The organism is Collinsella sp. BA40 (genome assembly GCF_008014645.1).
In the GTDB taxonomy this organism is placed as follows: Bacteria; Actinomycetota; Coriobacteriia; order Coriobacteriales; family Coriobacteriaceae; genus Collinsella.
The window spans coordinates 32,303-45,989 of record NZ_VOWY01000010.1; the positions used below are offsets into that span (position 1 = coordinate 32,303).

At 64.0% G+C, this 13,687-nt stretch carries 8 protein-coding genes; 5 read left to right on the plus strand and 3 right to left on the minus strand.

Annotated elements, in window-relative coordinates:
* The first annotated feature begins 786 nt into the window (after nt 1-786).
* The 5 genes from metK to E4J93_RS04090 all read left to right on the plus strand — a co-directional run bounded on the left by metK (nt 787) and on the right by E4J93_RS04090 (nt 7,861).
* On the plus strand, nt 787-2,079 hold the full coding sequence (gene metK / locus E4J93_RS04070) for a methionine adenosyltransferase (protein WP_147588202.1): 1,293 nt from the start codon (nt 787-789) through the stop codon (nt 2,077-2,079).
* A 368-nt stretch (nt 2,080-2,447) separates the two neighbouring features.
* Nucleotides 2,448-4,853: a primosomal protein N' gene (priA, locus tag E4J93_RS04075; protein WP_255431926.1), complete on the plus strand. Its 2,406-nt coding sequence runs from the start codon at nt 2,448-2,450 to the stop codon at nt 4,851-4,853.
* 11 nt (nt 4,854-4,864) lie between these two features.
* On the plus strand, nt 4,865-5,401 hold the full coding sequence (def, locus tag E4J93_RS04080) for a peptide deformylase (RefSeq protein ID WP_147588203.1): 537 nt from the start codon (nt 4,865-4,867) through the stop codon (nt 5,399-5,401).
* Nucleotides 5,402-5,504: 103 nt separating this feature from the next.
* Nucleotides 5,505-6,425, plus strand: a complete 921-nt coding sequence (gene fmt, locus E4J93_RS04085; RefSeq protein ID WP_147588204.1) for a methionyl-tRNA formyltransferase — start codon at nt 5,505-5,507, stop codon at nt 6,423-6,425.
* A gap of 11 nt (nt 6,426-6,436) precedes the next feature.
* A complete protein-coding gene (locus E4J93_RS04090; RefSeq protein WP_255431912.1) occupies nt 6,437-7,861 on the plus strand; it encodes an RsmB/NOP family class I SAM-dependent RNA methyltransferase in 1,425 nt (474 codons plus the stop codon).
* Nucleotides 7,862-7,962: 101 nt separating this feature from the next.
* Here the strand turns inward: E4J93_RS04090 and E4J93_RS04095 are convergent, their stop codons facing one another.
* The 3 genes from E4J93_RS04095 to glgA all read right to left on the minus strand — a co-directional run bounded on the left by E4J93_RS04095 (nt 7,963) and on the right by glgA (nt 13,640).
* Nucleotides 7,963-8,223 carry an FmdB family zinc ribbon protein gene (locus E4J93_RS04095; protein WP_147588206.1) on the minus strand — a complete coding sequence of 87 codons (261 nt, stop codon included), beginning with the start codon at nt 8,221-8,223 and terminating at the stop codon, nt 7,963-7,965.
* 99 nt (nt 8,224-8,322) lie between these two features.
* Entirely contained in the window at nt 8,323-11,637 is a 3,315-nt protein-coding gene (locus tag E4J93_RS04100) for a 4-alpha-glucanotransferase (protein ID WP_147588207.1), read from the minus strand.
* 176 nt (nt 11,638-11,813) lie between these two features.
* Nucleotides 11,814-13,640: a glycogen synthase GlgA gene (gene glgA, locus E4J93_RS04105; RefSeq protein ID WP_255431913.1), complete on the minus strand. Its 1,827-nt coding sequence runs from the start codon at nt 13,638-13,640 to the stop codon at nt 11,814-11,816.
* Between the last annotated feature and the right edge of the window lie 47 nt (nt 13,641-13,687).

Consider the following 13,687-nt stretch of genomic DNA (forward strand, 5'->3'; position numbering starts at 1 on the left):
CTATACCGTATAGATCGTCGTTTATTATAAACCGCAGATGCGAGACTTAAACCCGCTGTGTCGAGACGCCGGACGTATTGTCAAACTATGCACATTCCGACATCGGTTCGAAGGGGGCGTCGGAATGGAGGCGTTGGAATCATGCCGGCATTCCGCGTTCGCATCGGCGGCATGCTACGCTCGAGAGCCGATGTGATATGCTCGAGGCGTTGACGCAGCTTCTTTGGATCGGCGCGCGTTAAAGCCGCTGCTCGCGGCATGGGGTCCTTATCGCGAGTTGATTGAGAAGCCGTTGACGAGCCCCCTGCAGGGTGAAGGCGGGAGATTGCGAAGCAAGCGGGTGCAGAATGCATATTTGCTCGTTGTTGCTGCATATTATTTGTTTTGTATTTGCCGCATGCCTTCTTGTACAGGGTTGTCGTGGCACTAATTACAGGTTTTGAGTCTTTTGTCAGCGGACAACCGTTCTAGATTCGCACATTAATGGTCATTATTGTCAGTTCTGCCGTTTGAGGACGGTGCGCTTCGATTGAATGAGGTTCAACAAGACTGACTTTGTGGACATCTGAGGATTTAAATAGCTAATGGAAAGTATGCATCGATATTTTTAGACTCATTTTCTGCATTTGGTGCCAGGCGACCATCGAGATGCCTCGCGCGTTTGCGTCATTACCGTGGTGTGGTCCGAAGTGCCCTGGCTGCGTGACGCGGATGCCTATACTTATTTCGAAAGATGCCCGGCGGAATGGTAACGGTCGCCGGGCGCATTTTTTGAAAGGGGCTTCTATGCCAGATACTAATCGTTCCACCGAGGAACAGCTGAACGCTTCGCGTTCGTTCGTTTTCACTTCCGAATCGGTGACCGAGGGCCATCCCGATAAGATCGCCGACCAGATCTCGGATGCCATCCTCGACGCGATCCTCTCCAAGGAGGCCGAGCTTGAATCCAAGGGCTACGTTGCCCCCAACGGCGTGCCCGCCAAACTCGAGAACGCTCGCTGCGCATGCGAGACGCTCGTCACCACCGGCAGCATCATCGTTTCGGGCGAGATTCGCACCGAGGCCTATATCGACGTGCAGGCCATCGCGCGCGATGTCGTGCGCCGCATCGGCTACGATCGCGCGAAGTTCGGCTTCGACTGCGAGACCTGCGGCGTCATCAACATGATCCACGAGCAGAGCCCCGACATCGCGCAGGGCGTCGACGAGTCCTACGACGTCCAGGCAGGACGCACCACCGACCCGCTCGACCTCATCGGCGCGGGCGACCAGGGTATGATGTTCGGCTACGCGTCCAACGAGACGCCCACCCTCATGCCCATGCCGCATTACCTGGCGAGCCGCCTCGCCGAGCGCCTGGCCGCCGTCCGCCACGACGGCACGCTGCCGTATCTGCGTCCCGATGGCAAGACTCAGGTGACCGTGCGCTACGAGGACGGCCGACCCGTTGCCGTGGAGACCATCGTGATCTCCACCCAGCATGCTCCCGAGATCGAGTTGATGGACTATATCAAGTCCGACCTCAAGGCCCATGTCATCGCCCCGGTCATGCATGAGGCGGGCGTGGACTGGGATGACGCCGAGCTCTATGTGAACCCCACCGGCCGCTTCGTCGTGGGCGGCCCCATGGGCGATACGGGTCTTACCGGCCGCAAGATCATCGTCGATACCTACGGCGGCTACGGCCGTCACGGCGGCGGCGCGTTCTCGGGCAAGGACTGCACGAAGGTTGACCGCTCCGCTGCGTATGCGGCGCGTTGGGTAGCCAAAAACGTGGTCGCTGCCGGCCTCGCCGACCGCTGCGAAGTCGAGCTCGCCTATGCGATCGGCGTCGCGCACCCGCTGTCTATCATGGTCGACACCTTCGGTACCGCCAAGGTTGACGAGCAGGTTATCGAGAACGCCGTGAAGACCGTGTTCGATCTGCGACCCGGTGCCATCATCCGCGATCTCGACCTGCGTCGTCCCATCTATGAGAAGACGGCCGCCTACGGACACTTCGGGCGCGAGGACGCCGATTTCACGTGGGAGCGTTGCGACCGCGTGGACGAGCTTCGCTCCGCTTGCGGCCTGGCGTAGCGCCGCGGTCTCGATTCCGGCAAACGTGCCTCAAGGGCGCTGCCTTCGCTTCAATGCGGAGCAGCGCCCTTTCTTGTTGATGAGGCGTGGTTGCCTGCCAGCGTTTGGAGCCCGCATCGGCTGGCCGGGACCATCACGAGCCCGTAGCTCATCTATGGTCGCAGTATGTTCGGAGCGTATGGGTATGGAACGCTGAACCTATAGTGCGTGTAGTGTTTTCTCGTGGAAACTCGGTGCGGTGGGCATCGCGGGCGGTTGATTTCGGCTTCTGGCGTACGCTTGTTTGGAGTCGCGGTAGGGAGGGGAGCGAAGTGGCCGAGCAGATGACCTTGTTGGAAGATGTTTCATCGTGTTGCGATGATTCCCGTATGCAGCTTTCCGATATGGGTGCGAGCAACTCGTGCTTCGCTGCGGTTGTGGTGGACATTCCTTCGCGCGCGCTTTCCGAGCCGTTTGCTTACGGGGTGCCCGAGCAGCTCGCCTGCGATATCGAGCTCGGCTGTAGCGTTCTCATCCCTTTTGGGCGCCGCGTCGCGCTCGGCTATGTGATCGATATCGCGCCTGAACTCGACGAGCTCTCGTTTGTCGAGGGCGTGAGCCCCGCGCGCGTGAAGCCCTTGCGCGCGATCGTCGCCGGTTCGTCCTGTGCATCGTATTTCGCCGAAGCCGCGCTGTGGATGAGCGGGGAGTATGTGGCATCGCTCGCCGAGTGCTTGAGGCTTTTCCTGCCGCCGGGCGGCACGCCGCGCCTGAAGCGTCGGGCCGACGGTACCTACGAGGTCGAGCCGCCGGCGGTCGCCGAGGCGCGCGAGCGCGTGGTATCCCTCACCATCGACGGCAACGCCTACGTGCCCCCTGCCAACGCTACGCGCCAACGACAGCTGCTCGCCGCCTTGTCGTGCGGCCCCGTGACCACGCGCGAGCTCAACCTCCTTTACACCGATCTTTCCGCCGCCATCCGCACGCTCGAGAAGAAGGGCGTGGTGCAGGTCGAGGAGCGCCGCGCCTGGCGCCGCGCCGATAGCGGGACCTCGCTGTCTTCTGCCTGCGCCGTGCAGCCCCGGCAGCTCACCGCGGGGCAGGTGGAGGCGCTCGACGCCATCGAGCGCGCGCGGCGCGAACGTGCGGCATCGGTGGTGCTCGTCGACGGCGTTACGGGGTCGGGTAAGACCGAGGTCTACCTGTCCGCCATCGAGCGCGTGCTTGCTGACGGCGGAGAGGCGTGCGTGCTGGTGCCCGAGATCTCGCTGACCGCCCAAACGGTGGGCAGGTTCCGCTCGCGCTTCGGCGAGTCGGTGGCGGTGTTTCACTCCCGGCTGTCTGCGGGCGAGCGCCTCGACCAGTGGGATATGGTTCGAACCGGAGCGGCGCGCGTCGTGGTGGGCGCTCGCTCCGCGCTCTTCTGCCCGTTTCGCAACCTCAAGCTCATCGTGATCGACGAGGAGCACGAACAGTCGTATAAGCAGGGTTCCGCCCCGCGCTACCATGCGCGCGAGGTGGCCGCGCATATCGCGCGGCGCCTGCGGATTCCCTTGGTGCTGGGGTCGGCCACCCCTTCCGCCGAGGCGCTCGGGCGCTGTGCCGAGGGCTCGTACCTTGGGCAGCGCTGGCAGCGCGTGGAGATGCCCGAGCGACCCGGCGGCGCGGTGCTGCCCCGCGTCGTCGTGGCCGATCTTCGCCGCGAGTTCGCAGCGGGCAGCCGCTCCATGTTCTCCCAGGTGCTCTACGACGAGCTCATGGGTGTAGCCGAACGCGGCGAGAAGGCTGTGCTGCTCCATAACAGGCGCGGTTTCGCCCCGTTTCTCATGTGTCGCGAATGCGGGTGCGTGCCCACGTGCAAGCATTGCTCCACCGCCCTCACCTACCACGAACGCACGCACACGCTCGAATGCCATACGTGCGGCGCAACCTACCACGTACGGCCCTATCCCGCCGTGGGCTCCGCCTGCCCCAAGTGCGGCAGCAGGTATCTCGCCAAGATGGGCCTGGGCACGCAGCAGGTCGAGGACGCGTTGCGCGCCATCATGCCGCCGCATGTGCAGGTCATCCGCATGGATGCCGACTCAACCAAGGCCAAGGATGCACACAAGCAGCTGCTCGAGCAGTTCGACGCCGCCGAGTGCGCGGTGCTGCTGGGCACGCAGATGATCGCGAAGGGCCTCGACTTCCCCGAGGTAACGCTCGTGGGCGTGGTCAACGCCGACTACGCGCTCAAGATGCCCGATTTCCGTGCGCAGGAGCGCGCCTACGACCTGCTCGAGCAGGTGGCTGGACGAGCGGGGCGCGGCGAGCGCCCGGGTACGGTGGTCATCCAGACCTATCTGCCCGACAACCCGGTCATACGCGCCGTCGCCGGCCACGACCGCTCGTTGTTCACCGCCTACGACCTTGCTCAGCGCGAGGAGGCGAGTTATCCGCCGTATGTGCGTCTGGCGAACGTCGTGGTATGGGGCAGGGACGAGCGGGCTACGCGGGCATACGCCGAGCGCTTCGCCGCGCTGGTGCGCGAGGCGGTGGCCGACGTGTCGCTCGCCTTCGTCGACCCTGTTCAGGAGGGCGAGCTCTCCCTGGCCGACCCTGCGCGCTCACCGGTGGTGCTGGGTCCCACGAGCTGTGTGGTCGAGCGTGCTAAAGATCGCTTCCGGTTCCACTTTATGGTGAAGTGCCCGCTGGGGTACCATGTCTCTAGGGTTTTAGGGGAGTGCCTGCGCGAGCTGGGCTCCCAGTCCGATATATCCGTGAGCGTCGACGTAGACGCGTATGATCTTATGTAGGAGGACCAACTATGGAGTGCAACGGCATCGTGCTGTCTCCCGATCCGCGCCTGCGCCAGGAGTGCGCGCAGATCGAGGAGATCACGCCCGAGATCGAGCAGCTCGTCGAGCGCATGAAGCGCGATATGTTCGAGAACGGGGGTTGCGGCCTGGCTGCGCCGCAGGTGGGCGAGCTCATCCAGCTGGCCATCGTGGATACCGAGTACACGTCTGCCAAGGACTATGATCCCTACGTCCTTATCAACCCCGTGATCGTCGAGCAGTCCGATACGCTCGCGCCTTATACGGAAGGGTGTCTTTCCATCCCCGGCATCAACTGCGAGATCAACCGTCCGGACCATGTGGTCGTGGAGGCATACGATCTGGACGGCAACCTCATGCGCTACGAGGCGGCAGGCGACCTGTTCTGCGTATGCCTGCAGCACGAGATCGACCATCTGCATGGCAAGACCATGTTCGAGCGCCTGCTTCCCGGCGAACGCATGCGCGCCATGCGCGCCTATCAGGACGCCCTCGCGCGCGGAGCCAAGCCCGGCGAAACCGAGTAGCCTGCGTTTCGCGGGCGACCGCGTCCGCGTGCAACCGATGGCTCGGAGGCCTCGTTCGGCCTTCGAGCCTTTGTTTTGTCTTCGAGTGGAAGGAAGTGCGATCATGCGCGTTGTGTTTATGGGAACCCCCTCGTTTGCCGTGCCGTCGCTTCGGGCGCTTGCCGCCGCCTACGACGTCGCCCTCGTCATCACCCGCCCCGACGCCGTGCGTTCGCGCGGCAAGGTGCTCGAGCCCTCGCCTGTGAAAGCGGCTGCGATCGAGCTCGGGCTTCCTGTGCTCGAGGCGTCCCGGATGACCGACGAGGTGCTCGAGGCGCTGCGCGACGCTCGGGCCGATGTCTTCTGCGTTGCCGCCTACGGCTGCATCCTGCCCGACGAGGTGCTCACGATGGCGCCCGGCGGCTGCGTGAACGTGCATGCCTCGTTGCTGCCGCGTTGGCGCGGCGCCGCCCCCATCCAGCGCTGCATCCTCGAGGGCGATGAGGAGACCGGCGTATCCATCATGCGCATCGGCCACGGCGTCGATACCGGCGATTACTGCGCGCAGGCCTCATGCGCCGTTGCGGGCAAGACCGCCGATGAGCTTACGGCCGAGCTCGCGCGGCTCGGCGGCGAGCTGTTGGTGGAGGTGCTGCCGTCCGTGGTCGACGGAAGCGTCGCATGGACGGTTCAGGACGAGGGTCTCGTCACGCATGCCGCCAAGATCTCCAAGTCCGAGATGAAGCTCGATCCTGCGTCGAGCGTCGAGGCCAATGTCCGTCGCGTCTTCGCCTCCTCCGATGCGGCTCCCGCCCGCTGCGCCGTTGCGGGCAAGGCGTTGCGCGTGCTGGGCGTTGCAGCGAGCGATGCCTGTGAGGCGGCTCCCGGCAGCTTCCGGGTTGCGGGCAAGCGCGTGTTCCTGGGTTGCGTCGATGGCTCCTTTGAGCTGCTGGAGATCAAACCCGACGGCAAGCGCGCCATGTCCGCCTCCGCGTGGGCTGCCGGCCTCCGCGAGCCGCAGGGCAGCTGGGAGCTTCTGGCGTAATGGGTGCGCACGTGGATTCGAATCGCCGCGCGTCTTCGCGCGAGCATGCCGCGGCGCCCGCTCGCCGCGTGGCCCTGGAGGTTTTGGTCGAGACGGAGCGGCGCGGGGCCTATACGCGCGAGGTCCTAAAATCGTCTACCGCCTACCGGCAGCTCGACTCCCGTGACCAGGCGTTTGCGCAGCGCCTCGCACTGGGCGTTACCGCTACGGTCGGGTGCCTGGACGACCTGCTCAACCAGTTCCTATCCAAGCCGGGCAAGGTGTCGCCCCGCGTTCGCATGGCGTTGCGTATCGCCATTTTCGAGCTGTTGTATCTGGCTACACCGTCCGAGGTGGCGGTGAGCCAGGGTGTCGAGCTCGTGCGCTCGCAGGCTTCGGCGGCGGCCCCGCTCGCCAACGCGGTGCTGCGTCGCGTGGCCGAAGGCGCTGCGGGATTCTTGGTAGCCGATGATGCCGCCCCCGAGCACCGAGCGGTCGTGCGCGCCGCCCGCCGTTCGGGCCTTCCGGTGTGGCTTGTACGCGAGCTCATGGCATCGCTCGATGGCGGCTGCTTCGAGGCGCTCGTCGGTTCCCAGCTCGAACCTGCACCGGTGGCGTTTCATCTGCATCCCGCATGCGATGCGGAGTCCCTGGTAGTCGATTCCCCTTCGCCCTTTCCCGGCTGCGTCGTTCCTGCGCACCCCGGCGCGCTGCTACGTTCGGGCTTACTCGATACCGCGCATGCGGTTGCCTCCGATGAGCACGCGCAGCTCGTGGCCACTATGGTGACGCAGGAGGGTTCATGCTTGGAGATCGGAGCCGGCCGAGGAACGAAGTCGTTCGTCATATTCGCGCAGGCTCGCCGTGCGGGAATCGAGGGGCGCCGTCATGTGGCCGTAGACCTTTTCGAGCAGAAGTGCGCGCAGAACCTCGAGCGCTTGCATGCGGCGGGCTTCAACGATGTTCGGGCGTTCGCGGGCGATGCGACCGATCTGAGCAGCGTGCTGGAGCCGCTCGACCAGGGTGGAGCTCCCGCGCTGTTCGACGTCGTTTTGCTCGACGCGCCGTGTTCGGGCACCGGTACCATGCGCCGGCACCCCGAGATTCCCTGGCGTCTGAACCGTTCCGACTGCCAGCGCGATCTTCCAGCGCTTCAGCTATCGCTTCTCGTCGCCGCGTCCGCGCGCGTCGCGCCGGGCGGCTCGCTGCTCTATGCGACGTGCTCCGTGCTCGCCGCCGAGAACGAGGGCGTGGTCGACGCGTTTCTCGCGTCCGAGGCCGGCAGCGGCTTCCAGCTCGTCCCCGTTACCGAGGCGCCGCTGTTCCAGCTCGAGGCCTACCAGGGCGCGCGCGAGCTTGCAGCCGGCGCGATGACGGCACGCGGCATGCTGCGGACTTCGCCCGCGCGTTCTGCCGCAGACGGTCATTTCTGCGCCCGACTCGTGCGGCTTTCGTAAGCGCCCGAATCAACGAGTCCCCATCGATACCATGACGCCCTTCCGTTCGCACTTGCGAGCGGGAGGGCGTTTTCGTGCGCGGTTTTGTTCTCGTGCGGCTGCTAGGCGTCCTGGTGGGGGCAGTCGGCGCACGAGCATCCGCCCTCGGAGGCGGGGGCCGAGGTGGCGGCGGTGCTGGAGCCGCCGCTGCGCATGTCGGTGTTGTAGAAGCCGCTGCCCTCGAACTTGATGCCGCTGGCGCTGAAAACCTTGTCGGCGGGATTGCCGCAGCAGGGGCAGGTGATCGCAGGATGTTCGGTCATGCCGTGCTCTACCTCGAATACGGTGCCGCACGACGTGCAGCGATAATCGTAGCGTGCCATGGTCGATGCCTTTCTATAAGCAAGATTTCGCCCGCCATGGGATGGATCCCCGGCGGGCGATGCGTTGTACGTGTAGTACTTTACCCGAAGTTAGGCGTTCTAGTGCTCCGATGTGCTGGAAGCATCATGAAAGCGCCCCGCCTCGTGCAAGAGGTTGGCCACTGATCGCTCGGCGGCTGCCAGCTTTTCCTCGTCCGCCTGCCAGTTCCAGTTTCCCTCGGCGATACCCGGCTTGTTCATGCGGGCGTCGTCTCCCAGGAGCATGGCGTCTTGCAGCTGCATCATGACCACGCGGGCGTTGCTGCCCATGCAGCGTGCGAGTATCTCTCCCGAGAGGTAGCGGGCGCTGGCGTCGTCGTTGTCGGAGCAGAAGGCGCGGCCCACGAAGCCCGCGAGGGTCGAGGTGTCGTGCGTCGAGGTGTACAGCACCTTGTCGTTGTGGGGGCTTATCTGGTGACGGATGTCGTAGTCTGCGAACTCCAGCACGTCCATGCCCGGGAAGCCGCAGCTCGCCACCAGCGCGCGAACGGCGGGCGTGAGCAGGCCCAGGTCCTCGGCGATGAACGGCAGGGGGCCGAACTCGCGATAGGCGCGCTCGAAGAACTCGATGCCGGGGCCGGGCAGCCAGCGTCCCTCGGCGCCGGAGCAGCCCGCGGGGATGCCGAAGTAGTTCTGGAAGCCCAGGAAGTGGTCGAGGCGCACGTAGTCGTAGAGCTTGAACGAACGGCGCAGGCGCGCCATCCACCATACGTAGCCGTCTTGCTTCATGCTCTCCCAGCGATAGGTCGGGTTGCCCCACACCTGGCCCGTTGCCGAGAACCTGTCCGGTGGAACGCCGGCGATCTCGTAGGGCTTGCCGTCCTTGCCAAGTGAGAACATGCCCGGTTCCGACCAGGCATCGGCCGAATCATCCGACACATACATGGGGATATCGCCGATGACGAGGATGCCGCGCTCGTGAGCGTAATCGAGCATCTCTCGCCACTCCTGGTCGAAGCGGAACTGCGCGTACGCGTGGAACTCCGCGGTTTCTGCAAAGCGCTCGTCGGACAACATGCCGATGGAGTAGCGCTGCTGTTCGGCGGGCCAGCAGTGGCGCGATGCGCCCTGGTGCGACTCCTTGAGCGTCATATAAGCGCAGTAGGAGTCGAGCCACTGCTCGTTTTCGCGCGCGAAACGAAGGTATTCAGGGCTGGTGAGGCCGCCTGCCTTCTTGAATGCGGCGAACGACTGGCGCAGCTCGCTATCGCTTTCGGCCAGCAGGTTGGTGTTGCCTGCGAACGCGGAGGGGCCCGCATAGGGGGAGCCATACGAATCGGTGGGGTTGACGGGCAGTACCTGCCAGTAGCGCATGCCCATGGCCGCGAGGTGGTCGATGAAGCGCTTGGCCGGCTCGCCGAGCGTGCCGGCTTCTCCGCGCTTGTTGGGAATCGAGGTGATGTGGGCGATCACGCCGGCGCCGTGTTCGAGGGGCTTCTGCAGACGCGAACGCCTGTGGCCGTAGATGACCGAGGATCCCATGGGCCACAGCTTCAACTCGGCGCAGCCGTCGGCTTCGCGAACGAGGTCGTCGCCGTTCAACAGGTCCACGGCTGTATCGTTTTCGATGGGGACGCGTACGACGCGCGTGTTGGACAGGCTTCGGTTGATGAGGACGCTCGCGATCTGGCCGTCGGCGCTGCGGCGCTTGATACACAAGACGTCATCGTTTAAGGCGCTTGCTTGCAGCGTGCCATCGATGAGGAACGGCAGCGCGCGGCGCAGGCCCGATGCGTTGCGGATCATGGTGAGCATGTCGCGGTCATGGATGTCGGGGTCTTCGGGAAGCGTGCGGCGGTTGCCGGGGTCGGACAGGCCCTCCAGGCAGAACTCGTCGCCGTAATAGATCGAGGGAACGCCGGGCAGCGTCATCTGCAGCAACGTCGCCAGCCAGAAACGGCCTTTCGCACGGCCGATGGAGTTCTCGTCCAGGCGGAAGCGCCCGCGTTCGTATTCAGGGAGCTGCGATTCGTCCGGACCGTCGCCCAGGACCGAGGCGATGCGCGGCTTATCGTGGCTGCCGAGCAGGTTGAGCGCGCAGCGCAGGGCTTCGGGCGGATAGTTCTCGCGCAGGGTCTCGATATGCTCGGCAGCCTGGTAGGCCGTCTCGCCGCCCAGAAGGAAGCCGAGCACCATGTCGCGGAAGGGGTAGTTCATGGCCGAATCGAGCTCGTCGCCCTGCAGATAGGCGCGCAGCTTACTGTAACTGATCTTATTCGAGGCGTCCTCCCAGACTTCGCCCAAGAGCAGGCCGTCGGGGCATTCTTCGAGCAGCGCTGTCTTGATGTTGCGGATGAGATCGTCGGTCAGCTCGTCTGCAACATCAAGACGCCAGCCCCGAGCGCCGGCGCGCAGCCATGTGCGAATCACGCCGTTTTCACCCAGTATGAGGTCTTGTACCAGCGGGCTTTCTTCGTTGAGCGACGGCATGTTGCCGATGCCCCACCAGGCGTCGTACGATCCGTCCTCGTGGAAATGGAAGGCGTCGTGCCAGGGCGAGTCCTCGTTCTCCCAGGCGCCCTCGGTTGGATAGTTGCCAAATCGGTTGAAGTATAGCGAATCGTCGCCGGTGTGGTTGAACACGCCGTCGAGGATGATGCTGATTCCGTGCTCGCGCGCATCGGCTGCTAGACGCTCGAAATCCTCTTTCGTGCCCAACATGGGGTCGATGGTGAGGTAGTCGCCCGTGTCGTAGCGATGGTTGCTGGCGGCCTTGAAGATTGGGTTGAGGTAGATCGCCGTGATGCCCATCTCCTGGAGGCGCGGCAGGTCCTCGCGGATGCCCTCGAGCGAGCCGCCGTAGAAGTCCCAGGTGCGGATCGAGCCGTCGGAAGCTCGGTCGTAGACGGGCGGGGTGTTCCAGTCCCACACGATGCGCTTGCCAGGACCCTTGCGAGGCACGTCGACCTCGGCGGTAGCGCGCTCGCGCCAGGCGGCGTCACGGCGGTAGCGATCGGGAAAAATCTGATATACCATGCCTCGCTCGTACCAGGTGGGGCGGGTTGCACGGTGCTTATAGACGGTGATCTGGAACGAGGGCGCATCCGCATAGCCATATACCGTGCCCTCGCCGCCTGTAGCGCTCTCGGGTGCGCCCAGGTAGAGCCGGGTGCCGTCGGGCGCATCGATGATGAAGCGATACCATACCAGGACGGGATCGGGGCAGGGTAGGGACACCGTATAGCGGCCGCCGCCTCTGTGCTCGAGGGGGAGCAGGGTCTCGCCCTCGCCGTCGATCCAGGTTCGCAGGGTGATGGACGTTCGCGAGGCATCGCAGTCGATTGCCTGGACGGCGAGCTCCACCGTGGTTCCGGCCACGACCGCGCCGTAGGGTGTGCGGCAGGTCGCAAGGCGGCTGTTGTGAATGAAGTTCATGATTGTTGATCCTCCTACATTCGCGCGCTCGGGCGCTGCGCGAAAGGGGGCGCTTGCAGGTAACTATCCAATTATAGACAATTCGGCGGTTTACCTAGGTACAGCGCAAGGGTATGCCCCCGAACTCAGGCATGCTGGATCCGGGGGCATCGATGCTCGATGGTTAAGGGTGCGGCCTAACGACGCTTCGCGGTCTTGCGTGCGGTGGTCTTGGGGACGGCAGGTTTCAGGTCGGGCTCGGCCTGCGCGTCAGCTGCATCGGCTTTCTTGGCAGTCGTGGTCTTGCGCGCGGTGGTGCGTTTCGCAGTGGTTTTGGCAGCGGTCTTGGTTTCATTTGCCGCTGCGGTATCAGCCGCTTCTGCGGTGGCGGCAGCCTTCGTGGCGCGCTTCGTGGTAGCGGAGCGCTTGGTTGCAGCCGTCTTGCGTGCAGCGGTCTTCTTGGCAGCCGGCTTCTTCACGGGTTTATCGGCCTGTGCAGCTTCATGTGCGGGGTCGACTGCGGGGTCGGGCTCGACAACGGGCTGTTCCACCCAATGCGGGACGTCGGGATGCAGCCAGTAGTACAGGTCCATGTACTTGCCGGCCGAGCGCTTCCAACTGAAGTCCTGCTCCATAGCCTGCGTGACCAGCTGGTCCCATGCGTCGCGGTTGTCCCAGAATAGGCGGGCGCCGCGGAATACGGCATCGCCCATCTCATCGCCGTTGAAGTTGGCAAACGAGAAGCCCGTTCCCTCGCCCGTGACGAAGTTATAGGGTATGACGGTGTCTTTCAGGCCGCCCGTCTCACGGACGACGGGCAGGGTGCCGTAGCGCATGGCGATCATCTGCGACAGGCCGCAAGGCTCGAACAGCGATGGCATGAGGAAGAGGTCGGAGCCGGCGTACATGCGCTGAGACAGCGCTGGGTCGAACTGGATGCAGGCCGCCATCTGGCCGGGATACTTGGATGCAAAGTAGCGAAGCGCGTTTTCGTATTCCTGGTCGCCGGTTCCCAGAACCGCCACCTGTACTCCATTGGACAGGATGCGGTCGAGTGAGTACGTGACAAGATCCATGCCCTTCTGGCGCGTGAGCCGCGTGACCATGGTCATGAGCGGTTGGTCGGTTCGAACGGTAAGACCGAGCTCTTCCTGCAGTGCGCGCTTGCATACGGCTTTGCCGGTTCGGTCGGATACGGAGTAGTTCTGCGCGATGGCGGGGTCCGTTCCGGGGTTGAAATGATCTACGTCGATTCCGTTGACGATACCCTGCAGGCTTTCGCGCTTACGACGCAGCACGCCATCGAGGTTCTCGCCGTAGGCGGGCGTTTGGATTTCGCCGGCATACGTGGGGGAGACCGTGGTGATGGCATCGGTGTAGTTGAGCGCGCCCTGCATGTAGTTGACGGCATCGGGGCCGCAGGTCAGTTGGAATGCGGCGGCAGGGATATGTGCCATCCCGCAGATGTCTTCGAGCACCTTGGCGCTAAACTGGCCCTGGAACGCGATATTGTGGATGGAGAACACGGTCTTGATGTTCTCGTATAGCGGCAAGCCCTGATAGAACTCGCGGAGGAACACCGGAGCCAATGCGGTGTGCCAGTCGTTGCAGTGCAGGATGTCGGGTGCGAACCCGTCAGGCAGGTGCTGGATGCTTTCGCAGATGGCCTTGGAGAAAAACGCGAAGCGCTCGCCATCGTCGAAAAAGCCGTACGGGTAGTCGCGGCCGAAATAGCGCTGGTTATCGATGAACATATACGTGACGCCGTTGTGCACGAGACGCAGCAATCCGCAGTACTCGTTTCTCCAGCCAAGGCTCACGTAGAAGCTCGTGATGAATTCCATCTGGTCTTTGAACTTCTGCGGAATGGTGTTGTAAAGCGGCACCATGACGATCGTCTCGGCCCCAGCCTGGTTGAGGGCGGCGGGCAGAGAGCCTGCAACATCGCCCAAGCCGCCTGTCTTCACGAACGGCGCTGCTTCGGCGGAAGCGAACAGTATATGCATTTTCTTGGAAATGGTCATGCAAGCTCCAATGGTTGGGAGTTAGGAAATCGCCGCCCGAGTGGTCG

What these genes read in the sequence shown, in the direction of transcription:
- metK (WP_147588202.1), top strand. Translation starts at nt 787, where the DNA reads ATGCCAGATACTAATCGTTCCACCGAGGAACAGCTGAACGCTTCGCGT.
- priA (WP_255431926.1), top strand. Translation starts at nt 2,448, where the DNA reads ATGCAGCTTTCCGATATGGGTGCGAGCAACTCGTGCTTCGCTGCGGTT.
- def (WP_147588203.1), top strand. Translation starts at nt 4,865, where the DNA reads ATGGAGTGCAACGGCATCGTGCTGTCTCCCGATCCGCGCCTGCGCCAG.
- fmt (WP_147588204.1), top strand. Translation starts at nt 5,505, where the DNA reads ATGCGCGTTGTGTTTATGGGAACCCCCTCGTTTGCCGTGCCGTCGCTT.
- E4J93_RS04095 (WP_147588206.1), bottom strand. Translation starts at nt 8,223, where the DNA reads ATGGCACGCTACGATTATCGCTGCACGTCGTGCGGCACCGTATTCGAG.
- E4J93_RS04100 (WP_147588207.1), bottom strand. Translation starts at nt 11,637, where the DNA reads ATGAACTTCATTCACAACAGCCGCCTTGCGACCTGCCGCACACCCTAC.
- glgA (WP_255431913.1), bottom strand. Translation starts at nt 13,640, where the DNA reads ATGACCATTTCCAAGAAAATGCATATACTGTTCGCTTCCGCCGAAGCA.